Raw genomic sequence first — 20,736 nt, 5'->3', positions numbered from 1 at the left:
TATATCGTCCATGCCGAGTGTTTTGTGCGGGTGTAGTTCAATGGTAGAACGGCAGCTTCCCAAGCTGCATACGTGGGTTCGATTCCCATCACCCGCTCCAATTAGTTTCGTCATAGTTGATACTTGCTCCCAGTAGCTCATGAATCAATATTCGTTTTTTGCACTGGGCTTTATCCGCAACCTATGACTATTTAAGTTACATAGGTGCCGGTCTCGTTTTTCTATCCGTAAAAGCCAATAAACTGAAAGGCAATATATTTCTCAAAGGGGATCGGGTCATTTTGGCCTTCTGAGTCTAAATAGCGCCCCTTTAGGAAGGGTGCCAAACTCTCTTGGGATTTGTCTGATAGTTATCCTGCTCTCGATAAGCCAGTATTACTTACGCATAAAGGGATTGTGTCCATTGCCCTGCATCCTTTTTATGTATGAGATTTTGCATCTCATTGTTCCGTCGTAGTCTGTTGTTTGGCACATTGTGCAGCATAGGGAAGCGTGACAAGGAAAGTTTGTGCTAACCAACAGGCTACGGCCTTTTTTCTTCTTTATATCGTCAAACCCTTATATTCTCAATTCGATATTGCCATCGTATATTTTCTATACAGCCTGGTATAATTTCTATTAGTGTTTAACGTAAATGGAACCGGCTTCATCAGCCTCCACTGCGCAACACAGAATTGGAAACCGGATAATGAAGATTACAGCATACAGACATGGCGAGCCCTGTTGGGTAGAACTGGGGACGCAGGACTGGAACAGTGCCAAGCACTTTTATTGTCGTCTCTTTGGTTGGCAAGCTGAAGATATCCCCATGCCGGAAGGCGCCTATACCATGTTGAAGCAGGCGCATGAAGATATAGGTGCCATTTATCAATTGCCTACTGAATTACAGCAGCAGGGGGTTCCCAGTCACTGGGCGGTTTACTTTGCGGTGGAGGATATTAACCACTGTATTGAGGCCATCAGCTCCGCCGGCGGTCAGCTTCTGATGGGCCCCCATGAGGTTGGCTGTGCCGGTAAGATGGCGCTATTTACCGATCCCGAAGGGGCCCATTTTTCGGTTTGGCAGGGTATCGAACATCCCGGTGCCGGGCGTAAGTGGGAAGCCAACACTCTATGCTGGGTTGAGCTCGCCTGTCGGCAACCTGAAGCGGCCAAGATCTTTTATCCCAAGGTGTTCAACTGGCAGATGCGTCGCAGTGAGAATGCTGTCGATTTTGAATATACAGAATGGTTTCTCAATAGCGACAGCTGTGATGAAGGCATTGGCGGTATGCTGCAAATGACCGAGCAGTGGGGTGACGTGCCGCCCCACTGGATGATTTATTTCAGTGTTGATGACTGTGATGTGATGGCTTGTCGGGCGGCCGAATTGGGCGGCAAGGTTTGTGTGCCACCTACAGATATCCCCAATGTGGGGCGTTTTGCGGTGATCAACGACCCGCAAGGGGCTGTTTTCAGTATTATTCGGCTGACCATGGCGCTCTAATTTCTCTCAGTTGGCCGCATCGATGCGGATTTGGCTACCACAGTTGCCGGGAGCAATTCTGGGTGCCTGTTGCAGCAGAGTCTTTAGGTCGCTGTCATCTATCTTTTCGGGAAGACTGAGCTGAATTTCGGTCAACATCCCCCGGTGACATTTAAGGCTCAGCTTGTGTTCGCTCGAAGGGCCAAAGCTTTGCTGAAACGCTTGTCTTAAAGAATCGGTCGCTATCTTGGCGCCGATGTTTTGTTGCAGTAGGTTGAGCAGAGGCGTTGCCTGGTTAACCTCTGTGGTCAGTTTGAGTGCCAATGAAAAGTAGGTTTCGGCATTTTCATCCCTGCAACTGCCGTGTTTCCACCATTCGTGCCGCTCCAGGCAACTGCCATAGGCGTGACTGGGCATCATCTGAGCCAGGCGCTCGGATACGGCTTCACTCAACTCAATGGCGGGATAAGCGCAGAAGTTATCGGGCTTGTGTTTGACCTTGCCGCAATAGCCATAGCTGATGCCGCAAGAGCGCTTATTGGGCCATAAGCCGTGCAAGCTGAAATGACTGGCATCGAAGCGGTCGGCGCTTTGGCTGCGACATTCGGGTTTGCTGGAACCTTTTGACTCACAAAAGGCGTTTTGCCACGACAGAGCCAGCAGATGGCTATCGTATTTATCGGCCAGGTTACAGGCGTTTTTGGTTTGAGGTTCAGTAGGCAGTGCGCCCGCTTGCAGCTGACCACAATCGGCGGCAATCCAGCGCAGAGGTGATTGTGTCGCCGAGGTCTTGACCCTGAACCAGGTGGGCGTGTCGTGACCGAGGCGCTCAACTATCTCCAGCCTTTGTCCGGGGTTGCTGTAAAGCTGCCCGGGATTAGTGCCCTTGTTCTTCGATTGAAACAGCGGGCAGGTCTTGTCTATCAGCAACTCACCGGAAAAGGGGGCTGCCATGATCCCGACAGGTAACAGCCACAGCAATAATATCAGTAAGCGGGTCATAAGGTTCCTCTTTGACGAAATTGTCATCATGCAGATTTTTGTTTGCCATGTGACACTTTGTATCTGTATCGGTTTGAAGTGCAACTTATGTTAAATAGATGATCTTAAACTTTGGCTTCAAGGCTCAGAGCTGATGCACCATAGCCGGAATATCCGACTTTTTGGCCGCAGATAAATGGCGCCAATTTGTATCTTTGTGTTTGTTGAGCAAATGAAGCGCAATTGTTACTTGTCAATTAGTTGTGTAGCTTGGCAATGCAGCAGAATTTTACAGGAAAAAGTGAATGAAAGGATGTGTTGCCTCGGTAGTTATGGTGTTGTGTCTGGGAGCCTGTAGTAGTACTGATGAATCGCAGCAGGCTCAGGCAGATGTGGAGCGCAGTGATGGTTACCACTGTGAAAAAGTTACAGTGACAGGTTCGAGGATGCCGATAAGAAGATGTACCACTCAGGCACAAAGGGAGCAAGAGCGCTTAGAAGCGGAAGAGATGTTACGTAATGGAAGGGTACTTTCTAAGGAGTGAGTAAGGATGCCAGTGGCTGGTGCCACTGGCATACAGGGATCAGGCTGCTTTGATTTGGCGGCCTTCGGCATCACGGAAGCTACCGATGGCGATACGAACAAAGTCGATCAGAGTCCAAATACCCAGGCCACCCAGGGTCAGTAACATCAGCAGACCTGTACCGATTTTACCTGTGTAAAAACGGTGCACGCCGAAGCTGCCCAGGAAGAAGCACAGCAGTAGAGTAGGTACGAAACCCTTGTCGCTCAATTGCTCATTTTCGATTGTCATTGTTTGTCCTTAAGTTAACTTTTGTCCCGGGTAAGTGATCAGCCTACCCTGCCCATCTTTATAGCTTCCTACGAGTAACATGAAAGTGATTATCACTGTGTGGATAATATCGACCGCCAGTACAGCTATTCCGGTGAATACCAAGGTAGGATCATCTGTCGAAATCAGCGTAATACCTACTATTGCCAGACCGAGATCAAACAGGCCATGCAGAATACGCCCACAGTAAAAATGGTGTATGCCCAAGATGCCGAAAATGCCTGAAAGGCACACGGCTACGCCATAACTCTTATCGGATTTTTTGAGAGTCTGCACTTCCTTGTTCCTATGTTGAAAGCTGAGTCGTCCGGCCCGGCAGGCATCTCCCTGCACATCTTCGAGCCAAACGTGGGAAGTCTACCTTTTTCCTGAGATTTTTTTCAATAACAAATTGTTAAATTGAGATTATTCTGACACATCTGTTTCAAACGCCTGGTATTGGATCACATTGATGTACCACTCTTTGATCCCGGATGGGGTTTGCACCTGGACTTCATCATCAACCTGTTTTCCTATGAGAGCTCGCGCCATGGGGGAGTCTATGGTGATATAACCTTTCTTGGTATCTATCTCGTCCTTGCCGACAATCCGGTAGCGCACCACAGTGCCCTGGTCATTTTCCAGTTCGACCCAAGCGCCGAAAAACACCTTTCCTTCCTGCTGCGGTGAGTAGTCGACTATTTTCAGCTCTTCCAGGCGTTTAACCAGATAGCGGATCCGGCGATCTATCTGCCGTAGTAAGCGTTTGTTGTAGGTGTAATCTGCGTTTTCGGAGCGGTCGCCTTGAGCCGCGGCCTCTTGTACCTTGAGGGTGATCTCGGGGCGGTATTCCTTCCACAAATATTTGAGTTCTTTGTCCAGGGCTTCCCAGCCCTTACGGGTAATCAAATGGGCTTTCATCGGTTTATTCGATCAACTTGCTGTTGGCGCCAGGCGCCGATGCCAATAGTGCTGAAGATTTACAGAACTCAGGCGTGCTTGCAAGTGCGCCTTTCTGCCAATGGGATAAACAGGATGCCTTTGCATGTCATTTTACGCAGGCGATGAGTGTCTGCCCCGGCTCAAAGCAGGCCTGCAGATGATCGCCCAGAGTCAATGGCAAGCCCTCTATGCTGTCGTTGTATACCGAAGCGTAGAGGCGGTCGTTGCCGCCGATATCCAGGGTGATTTCGCTGCGCTGGGGATCGCGTTTGATTTGCAATAATTGGCCTTTGAGGCGATTGCCACTGCTGAGGGGCTGCTGCAGCGAGTGGATACTGACGGCGGGAGCCTTGAACAGCAGCAATACCTTTTTGCCGATATGCAACCCCAGTTTGTCTGTGCTGGCATGGGTGATGGCGGCATCTATCTCCTGCCCACCGGCCAATTTGACCCTGACATTGTCATTGAGTGAATCATCCTTGAGCGCAATGACTTCACCGGCCAGTTGATTGCGGGCGCTGGTCTTGAGCGAGAAGTGGGCCATCAGATCTAGTAGGTTATCCATGGGAACGGCCGCATCCAACAGCGCCTTGAGCACCATGTCCTGCATTTGATCCATCAGTTCGTAGAGCTTCAGCAGACGCTCGCCAAACTCGGTCAACTTGGCGCCGCCACCGCCTTTACCACCCTTTTCACTGCTGACCACAGGCTGGGGAGCCTGCAGATTCATGTCGTTGACCGCGTCCCAGGCCGCCTTGTAACTGATGCCCGCCTGTTTGGCCCCCTGGCTGATGGAGCCGGTAATGCGTATCTGCTTCAACAGTGCAATGCGCTTGGGATTGGCAAACAGTTTATCGGCATTGTTGAGAGTTAACAGGGCTTTGAGGTCCATGGCATATTCCTTATCAGTGTCGGGGTTATTCTCCCTTATTGCGCTGATAAAGACCACAGGGATCACTCACTGGCGCTCACAGGCTTGCTTATCGTTATATAACTATGTATATAACGTTGGCAGTATCTAAATAGTGCAATCATTTCACCAAGGAGTCGTTATGAAGTCCCTGTTCCGTCCTGCCCTGAGCTTGGCTCTGGGGTTATTGTTGGCCTTTAACGTCAGTGCCAAGGAAAAAGTCACCGTCTTTGCCGCCGCCTCACTCACCAATGCCATGAATGAACTGGGCGCCGAATATGACCGCAAGCATGACACTGAAACAGTGTTCTCTTTTGCGTCCTCTTCGACTCTGGCCCGGCAGATTGCCCAAGGTGCGCCCGCCGAGCTGTTTCTGTCGGCCAACCAGAAATGGATGGACTATCTCGATGAAAACAAGGCCATTGACAGTGATAGTCGGGTCACTCTGCTGCGTAACACGCTGGTGCTGATCGCACCGAAAGGCAGTGCGCTGAACCAGGTTGAAATCTCGGCTTCCTGGGATCTCAAACAGGCATTGGATAACAGCCGGATGGCGGTTGGCGATCCAGATCATGTGCCGGCCGGTCGCTATGCCAAGCAGGCGCTGGAAAACTTGGGTTTGTGGCAACAGGCCGAACCTCTGCTGGCCAGAGCCAATAGTGTTCGCGGTGCCTTGGCGTTGGTCGAACGCGGCGAGTCATCTCTGGGGATTGTCTATTCCACAGATGCCAAAGTGGCCCAAGGGGTAAAACAGCTGGCGGTATTCCCCCAAGAGACTCACAAGCCAATCAGCTATCCCATGGCGCTGGTGGGTAAAGAGCACAGCAAAGGCGCCGAAGGTTTCTATCAATTCCTGCAGTCCGACGCTGCCAAGGCGGTATTTGCCAAATACGGCTTTGGCGTAAACTGAGATCCTGACTTTGAGCTTGTTGACCGACTATGAAGTGGCCGCCTTGCTGCTCAGTCTCAAGGTGTCCACTGTGGCAGTGCTCTGTAGCCTGCCGCTTGGTATTTTGTGTGCCTGGGTGCTGGCGCGGCTGGAGTTCCCCGGCAAGTCTGTGCTCGATAGCCTGATCCACCTGCCACTGGTGTTGCCGCCTGTGGTCATAGGGTATTTATTGCTGGTCTCCATGGGCCGCAGCGGTTTTCTCGGTGGTTGGCTCTATGACACTTTTGGCTTCAGCTTTAGTTTCAGCTGGCGCGGCGCTGCACTGGCGGCCGCGGTGGTGTCATTCCCGTTAATGGTTCGTGCCATTCGTCAGGCGCTTGAAGGGGTGGATGTGCGTCTGGAGCAGGCGGCGCGTACCTTGGGCGCCGGCCGACTCAAGGTCTTCTTCACCATCAGCCTGCCGCTGACCGCGCCCGGCATAGTCTCGGGCATGGTGCTGGCCTTTGCCCGCAGCCTCGGGGAGTTCGGTTCCACCATTACTTTTGTCTCCAATATACCCGGTGAAACCCGCACTATTCCCTTGGCTATGTACTCCTTTATCGAGACCCCGGGCGCCGAGGCCGAGGCCGCCAGGCTGTGTGTGATTGCGATATTGATTTCACTGGCTTCGCTGATCGCTTCCCAATGGCTCAGCAAGCGGGCGCAACAGAGGACACTGGGACAATGCTGAAAATCACTATCAGGCAACAGCTGGGACAAACCCTGCTGGATGTGGACACAGAGTTACCTCTCTCCGGGGTCAGCGCCGTCTTTGGCCGCTCGGGCGCCGGCAAGACCTCACTGATTAATATTCTCGGCGGTTTGGCAACGCCGGATGCCGGTGAGATCCGTTTGGGAGAGCGCTGGTTGTTTCATAAAGAAAAGAAGATCAATCTGCCACCTGAGCGGCGTAACGCCGGTTTTGTGTTTCAGGATGCCAGGCTGTTTCCCCACTATCGGGTGCGCGGCAATCTCAACTATGGCCGCAAGGATAAAGACAGCCGCGAGTTTGATACTGTGGTGCAACTGCTGGGGCTGGAGAAACTGCTCGACCGTTTTCCCTTCACCCTCTCCGGTGGGGAAAAACAGCGGGTCGCCATAGGCCGGGCCTTGCTGACCCGTCCAGAGATTCTGTTGATGGATGAGCCGCTGGCATCGCTGGACTTGCCGCGCAAGCGCGAGCTGTTGCCCTACCTACAGAGGCTCACCGCCGAACTTAAGCTGCCGATTATCTATGTCAGCCACAGTCTGGATGAGATTCTGCAACTGGCGGATCAGATGCTGGTGCTGGACAAGGGCAGCTGCGTCCTCAGTGGCCCGCTGGAGCAGGTGTGGGACAGTGACGAGCTGAGACCTTGGCTCAGTGCTCAGGAACAAAGCTCACTGTTGAGTGCCACAGTGGCCGAGAGTCATCCCGAGTATGCCATGACCCGTTTGCAACTCGCCGACGGTAACAGCTTGTGGGTCAATGAACTGTTACCCAAACAGGATAAGCCGATACGGGTGCGGGTTCACAGCAATCAGGTCTCTGTGTGCCTGCAGGTGCCGAGCGGCAGCAGTATTCGCAATATCCTGCCGGTAACTCTGGAGGAGGTGAGCAGGGTCGACAACCGCGACTATGTGCAGCTCAGGTTGAGGTTGGCGGGTATGCCACTGTGGGCCAATATTACCCGCTGGGCCCTTGAGGAGTTGGCGTTGCAGCCCGGAATGTCGCTCTATGCCCAGATTAAAGGGGTCAGCCTCACGGCCGCCGATTTGGCTCGTTCTCACTGAGGTACAACAGAAGATCAACTACTGTTACAAAGTCTCGGGTGATTTTTGGTATTAAAATGGCTAAATTTAAGATATTTAGCCATTTTTTTAGATACTATTGTGCAAGTTGCAAGCTTGGCACTCGAGGAATAGCCCATGGGACAAGAAACCTCCAAGATTCTGGTTGTCGATGACGATATGAGGCTGCGGGCCTTGCTGGAGCGCTATCTGATGGAACAAGGCTATCAGGTACGCAGCGCCGCCAATGCCGAGCAGATGGATCGCTTGCTGGAGCGGGAGAACTTTCACCTGCTGGTACTCGACCTTATGTTACCGGGAGAAGATGGCCTGTCCATCTGTCGCCGCCTGCGGCAACAGGGCAATCCACTGCCGATAGTGATGCTGACCGCCAAGGGCGATGAAGTCGACCGCATCATAGGTCTGGAACTCGGCGCCGATGACTATCTGCCAAAACCCTTCAACCCCAGAGAGTTGCTGGCACGGATCAAGGCGGTAATGCGCCGTCAGGTGCAGGAGATCCCCGGTGCGCCTTCACAGCAGGAAGAGATGGTCAGCTTCGGCGAGTTCAGCCTCAACCTGGCCACCCGCGAGATGTACCACAACGAAGAGTCCATCGCCCTCACCAGTGGTGAATTTGCCGTGCTTAAGGTGTTGGTGACTCATCCCAGGGAGCCATTGTCCCGCGACAAGCTGATGAATCTGGCTCGTGGCCGCGATTATTCGGCGTTGGAGCGTTCCATCGACGTCCAGGTTTCCCGGCTTAGGCGGCTGATTGAAAAGGATCCCGCCAACCCGCGCTATATCCAAACGGTTTGGGGCCTGGGGTACGTGTTTGTGCCAGATGGTGCCGCCCGTAAATGAAGCTGCGCTGGTGGCAACGCCTGTTGCCCAGGAGTGCCTTCAGCCAAACGGTAATGCTGATAGGCTGCCTGCTGCTGATCAATCAGCTGGTCTCCTATTTGACTGTGACGGTTTATTTCATTAAGCCCAGTTACCAGCAGATCAACCAGCTTATCGCCCGCCAGATCAATCTGTTGTTTGTCGATGGGGTCGAGGTGGGCCGTGAACACCTCACCATAGTGGATGCCCTCAATGCCAAGGTGCGCGACGATGGCATGCATGTCTATAACCAGAAACAGGCCAGAGAAGCCGGTATCGAGCGGGCGACCTACTATGGATTCCTCTCAACCCAGATGTCGGAGTATCTCGGTGGCCCGGCCGAAGTGCGTATTGCCCAGAGCAATCTGCTGCAGATCTGGATCCGCCCACCTCAGGCTCCCTCCATCTGGATTAAGGTTCCCCTCAATGGCTGGAACGAAAATGCCCTGTCGCCGCTAAACCTCTATCTACTGGTGATAGGCGCCTTGAGTGTCGCCGGTGGTTGGTGGTTTGCCCGGCAACAGAACCGGCCGCTGCGGCGGCTGCAAAAGGCGGCTATCTCTGTCTCCAGAGGTAATTTCCCTGACCCGCTGCCGCTGACCGGTTCCAGTGAGCTCGTCGAAGTGACCAATGCCTTCAACCGTATGTCTCAGAGTATGAAACAGCTGGAGCAGGACAGAGCACTGCTGATGGCGGGGATTTCCCACGACCTGAGAACGCCCCTGACCCGAATTCGTTTGGCTTCCGAGATGATGGTGGACGACGATGCCTACCTGCAGGAGGGCATAGTCAAAGACATTGAAGACATGGATGCCATCATCAATCAGTTTATCGCCTATATTCGCCAGGATCAGGAGAGCATTCGCGAGCCGGAGCAGATCAACCGTTTAATCCGCGAAGTGGCCCAGGCCGAGAGCAACAGAGTCGGTGAGATAGAGCTGGTACTGGCCGAATGCCCCGAAGTGCCGATGCAGAGCCTGGCCATCAAGCGGGTGATCGGCAATTTGGTGGAAAACGCCTTCCGCTATGGCCGCGGCTGGATCCGTATCGCTTCCCAGGTGGAAAAACACCGCATAGGTTTCAGTGTGGAAGACAATGGCCCGGGTATTGCCGAGAGCCAGATCCCCAAGCTGTTTCAGCCCTTTACCCAAGGTGACAGCGCCCGCGGCAGCGTCGGCTCAGGGCTGGGACTGGCGATCATCAAACGCATCATAGACAGGCATCAAGGCAAGGTCATTCTCAGCAATCGCCCTCAGGGTGGGTTGCACGCTCAGGTGTGGTTGCCAAGGGACTAGCCATAGACGCTGTCTGTCATTCAACTGTCATGCTCCAGTCATAAACTGCGCTCAGTTCAATCAATTGGGCGCAGTTTGCCATGAAGATTTCCACCCTTTCTCTCGGCGCTTCGGCGTTGTTGCTCTTGTTGGCGGCCTTGCTCGCCTCTCTGGTGCTCTGGAGCAGTGAACAGAGACAAGAGGCAGAACTGCAGAGCCAGACGCTGCAAGGCTTGCAGCAAGAATTTTTGGTGGATATCCGTGCCAATCTGGATAAGTATCTCGCCAGTGGCGATGCCGGGCGATTGGAACAGGCCAGAGCTCAGCTCAATGATATTCATGACCGTTTGCCGGCAGATTCACAGTTGGCACAGGAGCTGGCGCAATTGGTGACGGCTCTGGATGGCAAATACCGCGCCGCCGGCAAGTTGGCCGGAAATCCCAGGCAGCTGTTGGCCCATGCCGAAACCGAAATGTTGGACAACAACAAGCGCCTGGCGGATTACGGCGATCAAGGGCTGGCAACGGCGCCACAAGTGGCGCATGAATATCTGCAGCTCAGTCGGGAGCTTCCGCCACTGGTTTACCAGTTGTCACAGCTGACCCAGGATTACCTGCTCGGACGGGAGCAAAGACTCAAGCCTTACCTCGACAGCACCATAACCCAGTTGGCCGACTGGCATGACAGACTCAGCGCCTTGCCACTGCTTGGTCTCTATCGCACAGTAGAGGCCGATGAATTTGCCCTGGGTGACGATGAACCCGAGCGCGAGGAGATAGGCGAGAGCTACCGCGCCGAACTTCTGAGTCTCAGCAGTCGCTACACCAAGGAAGTGACCAATACCGAGCAGCAACTGTTGGATAACCGTCAGATGCAGGATGCGCTGCGCGCCGATATGCACAAGTTGCAGCAGAACTTGCTGACCATGGCCGCTGAGCAGCAACGGCGTACCGACAAGCTCAAACACGAGCTGCAGCTTTGGCTCTATCTGGCTTTGGGGGTGCTGGCCTTATTTGCCGTGGCTTATTTGATTTTGCAGCAGCTCAGGGTGGTGAAGCCGTTGCAGCTGCTCAACACCGCCTTCAGTCAACTGAGTGAGTCCAATACCCGCGAGCGCCTCAATATCAGTCGTCGCTGTGAAACCGGCCAGATAGCCGCCCATTTCAATGCTCTGTTGAATCGTTTCGAGTCCGAGGATGAACAGCAGCGGCAGCAATTGGCGCGTATCTCCCAAAGCCTATCGGCCCTGGTGCAAAAAATCAGTGAAATGGCAGGCAGTACCCGTGAGACCCAACAAGTGGTGGATCAGGCTCGGCAGCAAACGCTGGAGCTCAGTGAATTGGCCGGACTGGTGAGTGACAGCTCAGCTTCGCTGGCCTCCCGTGCCGGCAATACCGCCGAACAGATGCACCAGAGTGAACTCGAAGCGCAGCAGATGCTGGAAGCCACAGATTCAACCCGCACCGCCGTTGCCGAGTGTCATCAAGCGCTTGCCAGTCTGGATGATTCAGTGGCGGCTGTGGCGGGAATTATCGACGTAATAGGCAATATTGCCGGGCAGACTAATCTGCTGGCGCTCAATGCCGCCATAGAAGCCGCCCGTGCCGGTGAGCTGGGCCGAGGCTTTGCCGTGGTGGCTGATGAGGTGCGCAGCCTTTCCAGTCGCACCCAGAGCTCGCTCGATGAGATAGGTGCCATTCTCAATCGGCTCACCAATGCCAACAAGAGTCTGGGGCAGAGTATGGATGGCATAGCCGAGGCGACCGACAGGCAGAGACAGAGAGCCGAGAGCCTGAAACAACTGGCGCAGGAGGTGAGACAGCAGGCTTTTGCCATGGCGAGCGGGACCCAGCAGGGTACTGAGTATGCCCAGTCACAGCTGGCGCATCTGCAATCCTTCTCCAGCGCCATGGAACAGCTGCGCAGCCAGGCGATCACCGCCTCAGAGCAAGGGCAGGCAATCGCCTCTCAGGTGGCTGCAGGTGTCGCCGAGATAGAACAGAATCTCGGCATTAAAGCTGCCTGAGTCGCAATTAGAGGCTAGCCAGTATGGTTTCGGCCTTGCTGACTTCGAAAGTCTTGGGTGCTTCCACATTCAGCAAAGAAACCACGCCATCGTCTATCACCATGGCATAGCGCTGCGAGCGTAAGCCACCGAAGGCACCAGTGTCCATTTCCAGCCCCAGCGCCTTGGTGAAGGCACCATCACCATCGGCCAACATCATGATCTCACCGGCATTTTGGGCTTCACCCCAGGCTTTCATCACAAAGGCATCGTTGACCGATACACAGGCAATGATATCGACGCCCTTGGCCTTGAGTTCATCGGCCAGCACCACATAACCCGGCAGGTGAGCCTCGGAGCAGGTGGGGGTAAAGGCACCTGGAACAGCAAACAGCACGGCCTTCTTGCCGGCAAACAGTTCCTTAACCTTGTGGTTGATCATGCCCTCTTTACCGAGTTGGCTCAGAGTGGCATCCGGCAGAGCTTGACCTTGTGCAATCATGGTATTTGTCCTTTCAGTGGGAATTACAAACCATCATAGCCGTTAATGGAATGGACAAACACAGACATTCTACAGGGGCAATCAGGCGGCAGACGGCCAGCGCCGAAACAGCGCCCGCAACGCCAGCCAGCATAAGCTGAGCAGCAGCTCGGCCGAGGCTGCGAGCAGCAAGCCACTGAGTAGGCCAATGGCAATGGCATCGCCCTTCAGCAGAATATTGTGGCTGTAGTTGTCCCACACTTCGCGGCGGATATCCGCCTGTGGCGCAAACGCCAGTTGCAGGTAGGGGCTGTAGAGACTCTCGCGGAAGTCGGCCAAGGCCTGCTGCAACTCGGAGCGGCGTTCTACCATGGCGTTGAGCTTGTCGCCGCCGGAGGTAAATACCGGATCTTTGTTGGTCACATAGTGGGCGATAAGCTTATCCAGATCGCCACCGAAGAAACGGTCGGCATCGCGCTGAAACCCGGCCAATTGGGTTTGGATCTCGTTCAGGTGGGCCTGCAGGCTCTTGCCATATTGATCGACAAAGCCGGGGAGCTGGATCCCCGCCAGCACCCCCACAAAGAACAGCAGCAGTCTGAGATAGTCGCGTATGGTTCTAAGCATCATGCCTCCCTGAGTTCCGGCCAAACCAGATTGCCGCAGCCGCCCTGTATCTTAACTGACCGCTTCTGGCTTTGTCGCCCATAGCACACAGGGCTGCAACCCAAATGGCTGCTGACTCAAGTGTATGGTTTGGTCTCAGTTCATCGCCGCTTTGACATAGACATCGAAGCGGTTTTTCTTGGTGGCGATAACAGTGCTGGGTTTAACCCCGGCCAGGTCTTCGGCATAGTCCGGCCGTTTGACCACTACCCGCTTGCTCGCCAGTGCCAGCGCCGGGGCCAGCAAGCCGTCGGCATCGGTATCTGCGCCGACCAGGGTCTGAAATACCCGCATCTCTTTTTTTACCAGTGCCGACTTGTCTCTGTGAGGATACATGGGATCCAGATAGACCACATCCGGTCGCGGACTTATCTGGCTCAACGCCTCCAGACTGGAGTCGTGCAGCAGCACCATTCTTTGCTGCATCCAGGGGCCGATTTCGCTGTCCCGATAACCGCGGCTGAGACCGTCTTCCAGTAGCGCTGCCACCAAGGGGTTACGTTCAATCAGAGTCATTTGGCAACCAAGGCTCGCCAGCACAAAGGCGTCACGGCCAAGACCGGCCGTGGCATCTACCACTGAGGGGCAGGCGCCTTGCTTGAGGCCGACCGCCTTGGCTATGGCCTGGCCACGGCCGCCGCCGAACTTACGTCTGTGGGCCACGGCGCCGCCGACAAAATCGACACAGATACCGCCAAGCTTGGGTTCGTCACGTTTGAACAGAGTCAGCATTTCCTGCTCAAACCCCAAGGCAAACACCGAGTCTTCATCATGCTTCAGGCCCCAGCGCTCGGCAATGGCGCACAGACGCGGCTCCCGGGTATCAAAATAAATGCTATGGCTTGGCTGCTTCACTGTGTTTGAGTCCTTGGCTGAATTGGCGCCATTATGCCAAATGCCAACCTGACTGAATACGTTCAGCTGCAACTCGCAGGCAGAGCCGCTATAATGCCGCGGTCATTTACCCGTCAGTCATTGGGGAACCCATGCTCAGCTACCGTCACGGTTTTCATGCCGGCAACTATGCCGATGTGCTCAAACATTCCATCTTGTTGCAGGCGCTGAGCTTGTTGCAGAAGAAAGATAAACCTTTGGTTTATATCGATACCCATGCCGGTGCCGGTGGCTATGCGCTGGAAGATGATTTTGCCCAAAAGACAGGGGAATATCTGGAAGGTATAGGCAAGCTCTGGCAGGAAACGAGTGTGCCGCAGGCGATGACAGCCTATCTGGAGGCGGTGCGCCATTTCAACGAAGGCAACGAGGAGCAAGCCACAGATGAGCTGGCCTGGTATCCCGGATCTCCGGCAATAGTGGATATGCACCTTAGAGAGCAGGACAGAATGCTGCTGCACGAGCTGCATAATACCGATGTCGAACTGCTGCAGGAGTATTTTGAAGGTGCCCGTCAGGTGAAGCTGGTTCACGGCGACGGTCTGCAGGGCCTGTTGGCCGCCGTGCCGCCACTGGAGCGTCGGGCACTGGTGCTGGTGGATCCCAGCTATGAGCTCAAGAGTGACTATCAGGATGTGGCCGATACCCTGATCAAGGCCCATCGCAAGTTTGCCACCGGGGTATATCTGCTCTGGTATCCGGTCGTCAATCGGGCCCAGACCGAAGCCATGCTGACGAAGCTGAAAGACAGCGGCATTCGGCGGCAGTTACGGATAGAGCAGAGTATCAAGCCTGACTCGGATGAATTCGGTATGACGGCGGCGGGTCTGTGGGTCATCAACCCTCCCTGGCAGTTGGATACCCAGGCCGAAGAGCTGCTGGAATGGCTTCACCCCAGGCTCAATCAGGGTGGCGGCAGCGTCACTGTTACCTGGGAAGTGGGCGAGTAAGCTTGGTTCCATCATAAAAACTTTTGGCCGGGTCACCGGGTATTGATTGGATACTAAGTCGGGTACCAAGGTGTGTACTAATTGCCCGGCTTGTTAACCTTGGTCTTTATGGCGTCTAAGCGACTGTGTGATAGCGACTGTGGTGACAAGCGACTGTGGTGAGTTATTCCGACAGTGCTTTCAGCTCGGCCAACGTCGCCTCATCTATGAGCCCTAGCGCCAGCGCCTGCTGCGGATTGGTCTCTATCATATAGGCGCTGATACTCATCATATTGCGCAGCGCCATGCCGTTGGGGCCATCGTAAGCCGGCTGCTCGCTCCACTGGTCCTGAGCCCAGGCGGCCCAAGTGGCCTTGAGACTGTAGCCCGCCTCACAGAAGATGGTGCGGGTCAGTTGGCTGCCCTTATCCAGCATCTCCTCGTCGTTCATGCTGTTGTCTAGCTCGCCCTTATGGCTTTGCATGACTTGCTTTACTGCCGTTATCGCTTCGGCGGTTGCGGGAACCGGCCCAAGTTGGCTGTCATCACAGGCTATTACGGTGGAAAAGGGCATCAGCAGACAGGCACAAAGGCCTAGGGACTTGAGGTTAAACATCTTCACTTCCTTGTTGTTGCGCCTCTCAGGCGCGGCTCAAATTGCGGTAGCGCTCCAGCAAAATTTTCACCCGTTTCACATAGGCGCGGGTTTCCGGGTAGGGCGGCACGCCACGATATTGGCTCACTGTGGTAGGGCCAGCATTGTAGGCCGCCAGCGCCCGGGTCATGTCGCCATCGAAACGGGCCAGCATCTGCGCCAGATAGCGGCTACCGGCATCAATATTCTGTGATACCACAAAGGCGTTGCTGACACCAAGCTCTTTGGCGGTATCCGGCATCAACTGCATCAGCCCCATGGCGCCGGTACGGGACAGGGCCTTGGCGTTGAAGGCCGACTCGGCGTGGATCACCGCCCTAATAAGCGCAGGATCCAGATTGTAAGTTTGGGCGGCGAGGGCGATTTCGGCGGCATAGTCACTGCCAAACAGAGGGATTGCCTGCCAGTTCACCTTGGAGTCCGGTCGGCAGGCAAAGCAATCATAGAGAATGATCTGATATTCCTGGCTGCTGGGGGGCTTGTCGCTGAATGCCATTACACCGTTGGCCTGGCGGTACTGATAGACTTTACGCTTCGGCAGGCTGCTGTCGCTGATGCCGTGTTCCGAGTAACGCGCCACTATACGGGGTTTGGCCGAAGGCTCTTTAGCTATACCTGAAGGGTTTTCACTCATGGCTGAGGACTCTTTACCCATAGCTGAAGGCTCTTTACTTATAGCTGAGAGTTCTTCACCCATAGCGGCCTTTTCCGAAGGCATAGGTATCTCGGTGCTGGCAAGCGCAGCAAAGGGTAGCGCCGAGCTCAGCAGCCAGAGTAGCAAAGAGATGAGTCCTTGGCCGGAAGTGTGCTTCACGCCTGATAACCCGTCCGTGTTTCCAGTTTCAATATGTCAATGATAGCAAAGAGTTGCTGCATTTCACTGTGGATCTGGCTGAACTCCTTTTCGAAGGTGGCTCCCTCAAAGATGGAGGCGGTCTCGAATCTATCCTTGTTACTGGGAAACAGGATCAACAGCTGCCTGCCGTGGAAGGCGCAGCGCAGATCCCGGCCGAACTTCTTGCTCAAATCCAGCAAACGCTCCATAAACAAGGGGTTCATCAACACCCGGCCATTGATCTGATTGTCGGCGAAGACATCGAACTCTTTCTCGAACACAGGATCTTCCAGCTTCATCTGCTTCAGCCCCGAATAACTGGAGGAGAGTTTCCCCAGCAGGCCGCGGTCGCGGATCAATACCGCATGGCAGCCGAAGTTTTGTGGCACGGTAAAGGTCATGGCCAGTCCCTTGAATACCTCGCTGGTACGCTTCTTATTCTTGCTATCCCGATATTCTGACTTCAGCACTAATTCACTGATCCCCAGTTCGACCTGCTTATAGCTACCGGTAATAAAATCACTGGAATGTGCTATGTCGTGCTTGGGCAAAATGCCGGCATCACGAAAGGGGCGCAGTGGCAAACCATCGTTGGGACTAAAGGTAAAGTCGTCGCCGAAATAACGGAAGATCAGCGGGAACAGATCTTTTTTAACCTGTGTTTGAAACGCCTTGATGGGTTTCTTACACCAGAAAAACATCAGCAAAACCGGGGTAAGGGCGAGGGCAAATGAAGCTTCCGGGCCAAGGGAACTGTAGTACATAAGGTCGTACCAATAGTGCCAAACCAGCAGCAGAGTCACCACAAGTGTCAGTACAAACAGGGCTACCCGGGTTCGGCACTGCTTGAGGCTCTTGATCCTCAGTCTTTCATATTGACTGGCCTTGGGCTTTATATGCTGGCGATAGTATTGTTGCAGCTTGGGCAGCTCTTCGCTGGGGGCCTGTAGGCCTTTTCCCGGGCGTACCGGGGAAATCTTCGCCCCCATCAGGAAGGTGATAATATTCACTGGTCAATCTTTTACTCTGTCTCAGTTCAAGTAGTCGCCGGCATTGACCGGGCTTTTGGCGCTTTCATCTGCCTCATAGAAGGGTAGAGCCTGTACCTTGGCCATTGAGGCTATGATTGAACCCGGGAAGATTTCCACTGCATTGTTGAGTTCAGTGACCGCTGAGTTGTAGAAACGCCGCGCCGCGGAGATATGGGCTTCCACTTCGTTATAGGTCTGCATCGCCTGCAACATGGTGTTGTCTGACTTGAGTTCGGGATAGTTTTCTACCGATACCATTAGTTGGCCGACACGGTTGTTGAGCTGGTTGGCCAAATCCAGGTGTTGTTTTACTGCATCTTTGTCGGCCGGATTGTAGCTTTGGGTCAGTTGAGTGCGTAATTCGGTGATCTCGGTCAGCAGCTGTTTTTCATGATCCATAAAGCGCTTGGCTATGGTGAGAATACTAGGCAGCAGATTGGCCCTTTTCTTGAGCTGGACATCTATGCCGGAGAGGGCTTCACGGGCCGTGTTGCGTTTTTTTATCAGGCTGACATACCAGAGATAAATCAGTATCACGGCGATCGCCAGTATCAACAAAAATCCATCCATATTTGCTAAAGTTCCCTGCAGTTTTTTTTGAACTGCGCCAGCTAATCATAAAATGACCGCAAATGCATCTTTGTTGTGATTTTGAACCTGTGCTTACCCTTTACCGACAAGACTCGTCAAACCAATGAAAACCACCACTTATATGCCTTTAAAGGTGGATTTAAGTAAAAGCCTTTGAATTGGAGGTTTTTACTGTATGTTTTTAGCGCGTAAAAACGTTATTACAATGATTTTTATTGATTATTTATCTGTTTTTGAGTGGTAAAAAAGCAGCAGTTTTTGACTCATGTTGAGCGAATTCTGTTAAGGATGGCAGGAAAATTGTTTGGCATCCGTCAAAGCGAACAATCGGATTCATCCTATTTACAAATAGCTTTTATTGTGTTCAGGCAAGGTTCAGACAGCGTGTTGTAAATTGTAACGACACAACGTTGGGGCAAAGCGATTAGTTCAGCGAATTTGCCTTTATGGACCCGCCCTGGGTCCTTTTTTTTACCTCAATTTCCCTGCAATTCTTCCAGGTTAAGTTTCAGTTAAAAGTGTCGCGGCAAAATGGCGGGCCGCTTGTCGTAGATGTTACGGCCATGAAAATAGAACCGGCAACCGAGCCGGCAGACAGGGAAATCCGATGCAGTCCAATCATTCTCAGCAACCGCTCGAAACCGCCAAGAGTGGCTGGTTTATCCGCTTCCTTAATGTGGTGGAGCGCCTGGGCAACCTTTTGCCCCATCCCATCACGCTATTTGCGCTGTTTTGTGCAGCCGTCATCCTGATCTCCGGCGTTGCCGGTTATTTTGAAGTCACAGTAGTAGATCCTCGCCCCGAAGGCGCCAGTGGCCGCAGTGCCGATGGCCTGATCCATGTGGTCAGCCTGATGAATGCCGAAGGTCTGCGGATGATAGTCTCCAATCTGGTAACCAACTTTACCGGTTTTACGCCGCTGGGCACTGTACTGGTGGCTTTGCTCGGGGTGGGGATTGCCGAACGCTCCGGACTCTTGTCGGCCGGCATGCGGGCACTGGTAATGGGAGCCTCCAAGCGTCTGGTTACCCTGACCATAGTCTTTGCCGGAATCGTTTCCAATACTGCCGCCGAACTGGGTTATGTCGTGCTGATCCCCATGGCGGCGATGATTTTCCACTCCCTTGGCAGGCATCCCTTGGCGGGTTTGGCGGCAGCCTTTGCCGGGGTATCCGGTGGCTACAGCGCCAACCTTCTGCTGGGAACCGTGGATCCCCTATTATCCGGGATCACCGAAGCGGCGGCGCAGATGATAGACCCTGACTATACTGTGGGCCCCGAGGTCAATTGGTACTTTATGTTTGTCTCCACCTTTTTGATCTCTTTCCTCGGCGCCTTGGTGACGGAGAAAATCGTTGAACCCAAACTCGGTCACTACGATGTCTCTGAAGCCAGTGTCGATCTGGAACAGCAGCGGATGGAAACCGTCACCGAACTGGAAAAAAAGGGGCTGAAAATGGCCGGTTTGGCGGCGCTGCTGCTCGGCGCAGTCTTGGCCTTGACCGTGGTTCCCGAGTGGGGGCCACTGCGTCACCCTGAGACGGGAGAAGTGGCGGGCTCGCCGTTTCTCAAGGGAATCGTGGTGTTTATCTTTGTCTGCTTTGCCATTCCCGGGCTGGTATACGGCAAGGTGGTAGGTACCATGAAAAAAGATACCGATGTGATCAATGCCATGTCCCACAGCATGAGCACCATGGGCATGTATATCGTATTGGTGTTTTTCGCCTCGCAGTTTGTGGCCTTCTTCAAGTGGACCAATCTGGGCGCCGTGCTGGCGGTGACAGGCGCCGATGCCCTCAGCGCCCTGGGGCTGACCGGGCCGATAGTCTTCCTGCTGTTTATTATGATGTGCGGCTTCATCAACTTGATGCTCGGCAGTGCCTCAGCCCAGTGGGCGGTGACGGCGCCGATATTTGTGCCCATGTTGATGTTGGTGGGTTATGCGCCGGAAACCATTCAGGCGGCCTATCGAATAGGTGACTCAGTGACTAACCTTATCACGCCTATGATGAGTTACTTTGGTCTTATCCTGGCGGTCGCCGCGCGCTACAAGAAGGACCTGGGGATAGGTACTCTGGTAGCCACCATGTTGCCATATACGCTGGTGTTTTTCGTCGGTTGGACCCTGTTCTTCTTCCTTTGGGTATTCGGCCTGGGGCTGCCGGTTGGCCCAGGTGCGGCTACCTACTATTCACCGGCGGGCTGATAGTCTGTAACAGTGAATGACTGAGGATTTTAGTGGGAAGGGGCTTAGGTTATATACAGTAACTAAAAGTGTGTATAACGTTTACTAAGGCAGAGAAATCTGCCTTTTTATCACCAAATAATCAAAACGGATAACTCTCAACTTTTCAAGAAGCTGTGTCAGACCTGGCCGGAACTAATTCAGCATCACCTGATCAAGTCTGAACTAGTACACTTAAAGACTTCTGGCATGCTCTTATCAAGTTTCATTCCACTCGTTAGTCCTTCACTCCGACCATGCCGTTTTCCCTAACCCGCACGCCTTTGAGCAGCCTTACTATCATCTCGGTGGCATTCAAGGGCGCCATTGCAGGAAAGTCCTTGATCTCTATCTTGCCGCTGATCTCCATATGGGCATAACGGACACTGTTGATTTTGCTGTCGGTGCTGACCCAGGTGAACTCCCGCTGGGTATCCGA

22 protein-coding genes, 1 tRNA gene and 1 pseudogene are annotated in these 20,736 nt (G+C 53.7%); 11 read left to right on the top strand and 13 right to left on the bottom strand.

The window, feature by feature from the left end:
• Positions 1–26 precede the first annotated feature (26 nt).
• Positions 27–100, top strand: a tRNA-Gly gene (locus ACMHXH_RS16990).
• Between the two features lie 588 nt (positions 101–688).
• Positions 689–1,486, top strand: coding sequence for a VOC family protein (locus ACMHXH_RS16985; RefSeq protein WP_039035334.1), 798 nt, complete (start codon positions 689–691; stop codon positions 1,484–1,486).
• Between the two features lie 6 nt (positions 1,487–1,492).
• Here the strand turns inward: ACMHXH_RS16985 and ACMHXH_RS16980 are convergent, their stop codons facing one another.
• Complete coding sequence (locus ACMHXH_RS16980) at positions 1,493–2,467, bottom strand: ribonuclease T2 family protein (protein ID WP_177192580.1); 975 nt, start codon at positions 2,465–2,467, stop codon at positions 1,493–1,495.
• 284 nt (positions 2,468–2,751) lie between these two features.
• Here ACMHXH_RS16980 and ACMHXH_RS16975 point away from each other — a divergent pair, with 284 nt between their 5' ends.
• Entirely contained in the window at positions 2,752–2,991 is a 240-nt protein-coding gene (locus tag ACMHXH_RS16975; protein WP_039035335.1) for a hypothetical protein, read from the top strand.
• A 39-nt stretch (positions 2,992–3,030) separates the two neighbouring features.
• On the opposite strand, the gene ACMHXH_RS16970 is transcribed toward ACMHXH_RS16975, so the two are convergent.
• The 4 genes from ACMHXH_RS16970 to ACMHXH_RS16955 all read right to left on the bottom strand — a co-directional run bounded on the left by ACMHXH_RS16970 (position 3,031) and on the right by ACMHXH_RS16955 (position 5,113).
• A complete protein-coding gene (locus ACMHXH_RS16970; protein ID WP_039035336.1) occupies positions 3,031–3,261 on the bottom strand; it encodes a TM2 domain-containing protein in 231 nt (76 codons plus the stop codon).
• 9 nt (positions 3,262–3,270) lie between these two features.
• The gene (locus ACMHXH_RS16965; protein WP_373297509.1) at positions 3,271–3,534 is read right to left on the bottom strand and encodes a hypothetical protein; all 264 of its coding nucleotides are present in this window, start codon (positions 3,532–3,534) and stop codon (positions 3,271–3,273) included.
• A gap of 171 nt (positions 3,535–3,705) precedes the next feature.
• A complete protein-coding gene (gene greB / locus ACMHXH_RS16960; protein ID WP_039035338.1) occupies positions 3,706–4,200 on the bottom strand; it encodes a transcription elongation factor GreB in 495 nt (164 codons plus the stop codon).
• A 127-nt stretch (positions 4,201–4,327) separates the two neighbouring features.
• Positions 4,328–5,113, bottom strand: a complete 786-nt coding sequence (locus ACMHXH_RS16955; RefSeq protein ID WP_144361638.1) for a TOBE domain-containing protein — start codon at positions 5,111–5,113, stop codon at positions 4,328–4,330.
• Between the two features lie 160 nt (positions 5,114–5,273).
• On the opposite strand from ACMHXH_RS16955, the gene modA reads away from it, so the two are divergent.
• The 6 genes from modA to ACMHXH_RS16925 all read left to right on the top strand — a co-directional run bounded on the left by modA (position 5,274) and on the right by ACMHXH_RS16925 (position 12,012).
• Positions 5,274–6,041 (top strand): molybdate ABC transporter substrate-binding protein, encoded by a 768-nt coding sequence (gene modA, locus ACMHXH_RS16950; RefSeq protein WP_335912630.1) that lies wholly within the window; start codon positions 5,274–5,276, stop codon positions 6,039–6,041.
• Between the two features lie 16 nt (positions 6,042–6,057).
• The gene (gene modB, locus ACMHXH_RS16945) at positions 6,058–6,750 is read left to right on the top strand and encodes a molybdate ABC transporter permease subunit (RefSeq protein ID WP_028780857.1); all 693 of its coding nucleotides are present in this window, start codon (positions 6,058–6,060) and stop codon (positions 6,748–6,750) included.
• Positions 6,744–7,832, top strand: a complete 1,089-nt coding sequence (gene modC / locus ACMHXH_RS16940; RefSeq protein ID WP_039035341.1) for a molybdenum ABC transporter ATP-binding protein ModC — start codon at positions 6,744–6,746, stop codon at positions 7,830–7,832. Before modB ends, modC begins: the two co-directional genes overlap by 7 nt.
• Before the next feature lie 135 nt (positions 7,833–7,967).
• Entirely contained in the window at positions 7,968–8,693 is a 726-nt protein-coding gene (ompR, locus tag ACMHXH_RS16935; protein ID WP_025010803.1) for a two-component system response regulator OmpR, read from the top strand.
• Positions 8,690–10,006, top strand: a complete 1,317-nt coding sequence (gene envZ / locus ACMHXH_RS16930; protein WP_028780858.1) for a two-component system sensor histidine kinase EnvZ — start codon at positions 8,690–8,692, stop codon at positions 10,004–10,006. The genes ompR and envZ overlap by 4 nt, the downstream gene beginning before the upstream one ends.
• Before the next feature lie 80 nt (positions 10,007–10,086).
• Positions 10,087–12,012, top strand: coding sequence for a methyl-accepting chemotaxis protein (locus ACMHXH_RS16925; protein WP_335912632.1), 1,926 nt, complete (start codon positions 10,087–10,089; stop codon positions 12,010–12,012).
• Positions 12,013–12,019: 7 nt separating this feature from the next.
• Here ACMHXH_RS16925 and ACMHXH_RS16920 read toward each other — a convergent pair whose 3' ends face one another.
• The 3 genes from ACMHXH_RS16920 to ACMHXH_RS16910 all read right to left on the bottom strand — a co-directional run bounded on the left by ACMHXH_RS16920 (position 12,020) and on the right by ACMHXH_RS16910 (position 13,972).
• A complete protein-coding gene (locus ACMHXH_RS16920) occupies positions 12,020–12,493 on the bottom strand; it encodes a peroxiredoxin (RefSeq protein WP_028780860.1) in 474 nt (157 codons plus the stop codon).
• Between the two features lie 81 nt (positions 12,494–12,574).
• Positions 12,575–13,099, bottom strand: coding sequence for a DUF2937 family protein (locus tag ACMHXH_RS16915; RefSeq protein WP_413738357.1), 525 nt, complete (start codon positions 13,097–13,099; stop codon positions 12,575–12,577).
• A gap of 135 nt (positions 13,100–13,234) precedes the next feature.
• Positions 13,235–13,972 carry a class I SAM-dependent methyltransferase gene (locus ACMHXH_RS16910; protein ID WP_373297508.1) on the bottom strand — a complete coding sequence of 246 codons (738 nt, stop codon included), beginning with the start codon at positions 13,970–13,972 and terminating at the stop codon, positions 13,235–13,237.
• 152 nt (positions 13,973–14,124) lie between these two features.
• On the opposite strand from ACMHXH_RS16910, the gene ACMHXH_RS16905 reads away from it, so the two are divergent.
• On the top strand, positions 14,125–14,982 hold the full coding sequence (locus tag ACMHXH_RS16905; RefSeq protein WP_100143232.1) for a 23S rRNA (adenine(2030)-N(6))-methyltransferase RlmJ: 858 nt from the start codon (positions 14,125–14,127) through the stop codon (positions 14,980–14,982).
• 163 nt (positions 14,983–15,145) lie between these two features.
• Here the strand turns inward: ACMHXH_RS16905 and ACMHXH_RS16900 are convergent, their stop codons facing one another.
• The 4 genes from ACMHXH_RS16900 to ACMHXH_RS16885 all read right to left on the bottom strand — a co-directional run bounded on the left by ACMHXH_RS16900 (position 15,146) and on the right by ACMHXH_RS16885 (position 18,052).
• Positions 15,146–15,577 (bottom strand): hypothetical protein, encoded by a 432-nt coding sequence (locus ACMHXH_RS16900; RefSeq protein WP_100143233.1) that lies wholly within the window; start codon positions 15,575–15,577, stop codon positions 15,146–15,148.
• A gap of 25 nt (positions 15,578–15,602) precedes the next feature.
• Positions 15,603–16,271 carry a lytic transglycosylase domain-containing protein gene (locus tag ACMHXH_RS16895; protein WP_412498222.1) on the bottom strand — a complete coding sequence of 223 codons (669 nt, stop codon included), beginning with the start codon at positions 16,269–16,271 and terminating at the stop codon, positions 15,603–15,605.
• 155 nt (positions 16,272–16,426) lie between these two features.
• Complete coding sequence (locus ACMHXH_RS16890) at positions 16,427–17,461, bottom strand: DUF3137 domain-containing protein (RefSeq protein WP_101096257.1); 1,035 nt, start codon at positions 17,459–17,461, stop codon at positions 16,427–16,429.
• Between the two features lie 21 nt (positions 17,462–17,482).
• Positions 17,483–18,052: a LemA family protein gene (locus tag ACMHXH_RS16885; protein WP_335912639.1), complete on the bottom strand. Its 570-nt coding sequence runs from the start codon at positions 18,050–18,052 to the stop codon at positions 17,483–17,485.
• 628 nt (positions 18,053–18,680) lie between these two features.
• Here ACMHXH_RS16885 and ACMHXH_RS16880 point away from each other — a divergent pair.
• Positions 18,681–20,279: an AbgT family transporter gene (locus ACMHXH_RS16880; RefSeq protein ID WP_335912641.1), complete on the top strand. Its 1,599-nt coding sequence runs from the start codon at positions 18,681–18,683 to the stop codon at positions 20,277–20,279.
• A gap of 256 nt (positions 20,280–20,535) precedes the next feature.
• Here ACMHXH_RS16880 and ACMHXH_RS16875 read toward each other — a convergent pair.
• Positions 20,536–20,736: pseudogene (locus tag ACMHXH_RS16875) on the bottom strand (hypothetical protein); the annotation flags it as partial.

This window comes from Shewanella sp. BJSY2023SW001, assembly GCF_047314685.1.
GTDB classification, from domain to species: domain Bacteria; phylum Pseudomonadota; class Gammaproteobacteria; order Enterobacterales; family Shewanellaceae; genus Shewanella; species Shewanella indica.
This window is presented reverse-complemented; position numbering and strand designations above follow the sequence as displayed.

Coding starts and splice junctions, on each gene's coding strand:
- ACMHXH_RS16985 (WP_039035334.1), top strand. CDS start 689: ATGAAGATTACAGCATACAGACATGGCGAGCCCTGTTGGGTAGAACTG.
- ACMHXH_RS16980 (WP_177192580.1), bottom strand. CDS start 2,467: ATGACCCGCTTACTGATATTATTGCTGTGGCTGTTACCTGTCGGGATC.
- ACMHXH_RS16975 (WP_039035335.1), top strand. CDS start 2,752: ATGAAAGGATGTGTTGCCTCGGTAGTTATGGTGTTGTGTCTGGGAGCC.
- ACMHXH_RS16970 (WP_039035336.1), bottom strand. CDS start 3,261: ATGACAATCGAAAATGAGCAATTGAGCGACAAGGGTTTCGTACCTACT.
- greB (WP_039035338.1), bottom strand. CDS start 4,200: ATGAAAGCCCATTTGATTACCCGTAAGGGCTGGGAAGCCCTGGACAAA.
- ACMHXH_RS16955 (WP_144361638.1), bottom strand. CDS start 5,113: ATGGACCTCAAAGCCCTGTTAACTCTCAACAATGCCGATAAACTGTTT.
- modA (WP_335912630.1), top strand. CDS start 5,274: ATGAAGTCCCTGTTCCGTCCTGCCCTGAGCTTGGCTCTGGGGTTATTG.
- modC (WP_039035341.1), top strand. CDS start 6,744: ATGCTGAAAATCACTATCAGGCAACAGCTGGGACAAACCCTGCTGGAT.
- ompR (WP_025010803.1), top strand. CDS start 7,968: ATGGGACAAGAAACCTCCAAGATTCTGGTTGTCGATGACGATATGAGG.
- envZ (WP_028780858.1), top strand. CDS start 8,690: ATGAAGCTGCGCTGGTGGCAACGCCTGTTGCCCAGGAGTGCCTTCAGC.
- ACMHXH_RS16925 (WP_335912632.1), top strand. CDS start 10,087: ATGAAGATTTCCACCCTTTCTCTCGGCGCTTCGGCGTTGTTGCTCTTG.
- ACMHXH_RS16920 (WP_028780860.1), bottom strand. CDS start 12,493: ATGATTGCACAAGGTCAAGCTCTGCCGGATGCCACTCTGAGCCAACTC.
- ACMHXH_RS16915 (WP_413738357.1), bottom strand. CDS start 13,099: ATGCTTAGAACCATACGCGACTATCTCAGACTGCTGCTGTTCTTTGTG.
- ACMHXH_RS16905 (WP_100143232.1), top strand. CDS start 14,125: ATGCTCAGCTACCGTCACGGTTTTCATGCCGGCAACTATGCCGATGTG.
- ACMHXH_RS16900 (WP_100143233.1), bottom strand. CDS start 15,577: ATGTTTAACCTCAAGTCCCTAGGCCTTTGTGCCTGTCTGCTGATGCCC.
- ACMHXH_RS16895 (WP_412498222.1), bottom strand. CDS start 16,271: ATGGGTAAAGAGTCCTCAGCCATGAGTGAAAACCCTTCAGGTATAGCT.
- ACMHXH_RS16885 (WP_335912639.1), bottom strand. CDS start 18,052: ATGGATGGATTTTTGTTGATACTGGCGATCGCCGTGATACTGATTTAT.
- ACMHXH_RS16880 (WP_335912641.1), top strand. CDS start 18,681: ATGCAGTCCAATCATTCTCAGCAACCGCTCGAAACCGCCAAGAGTGGC.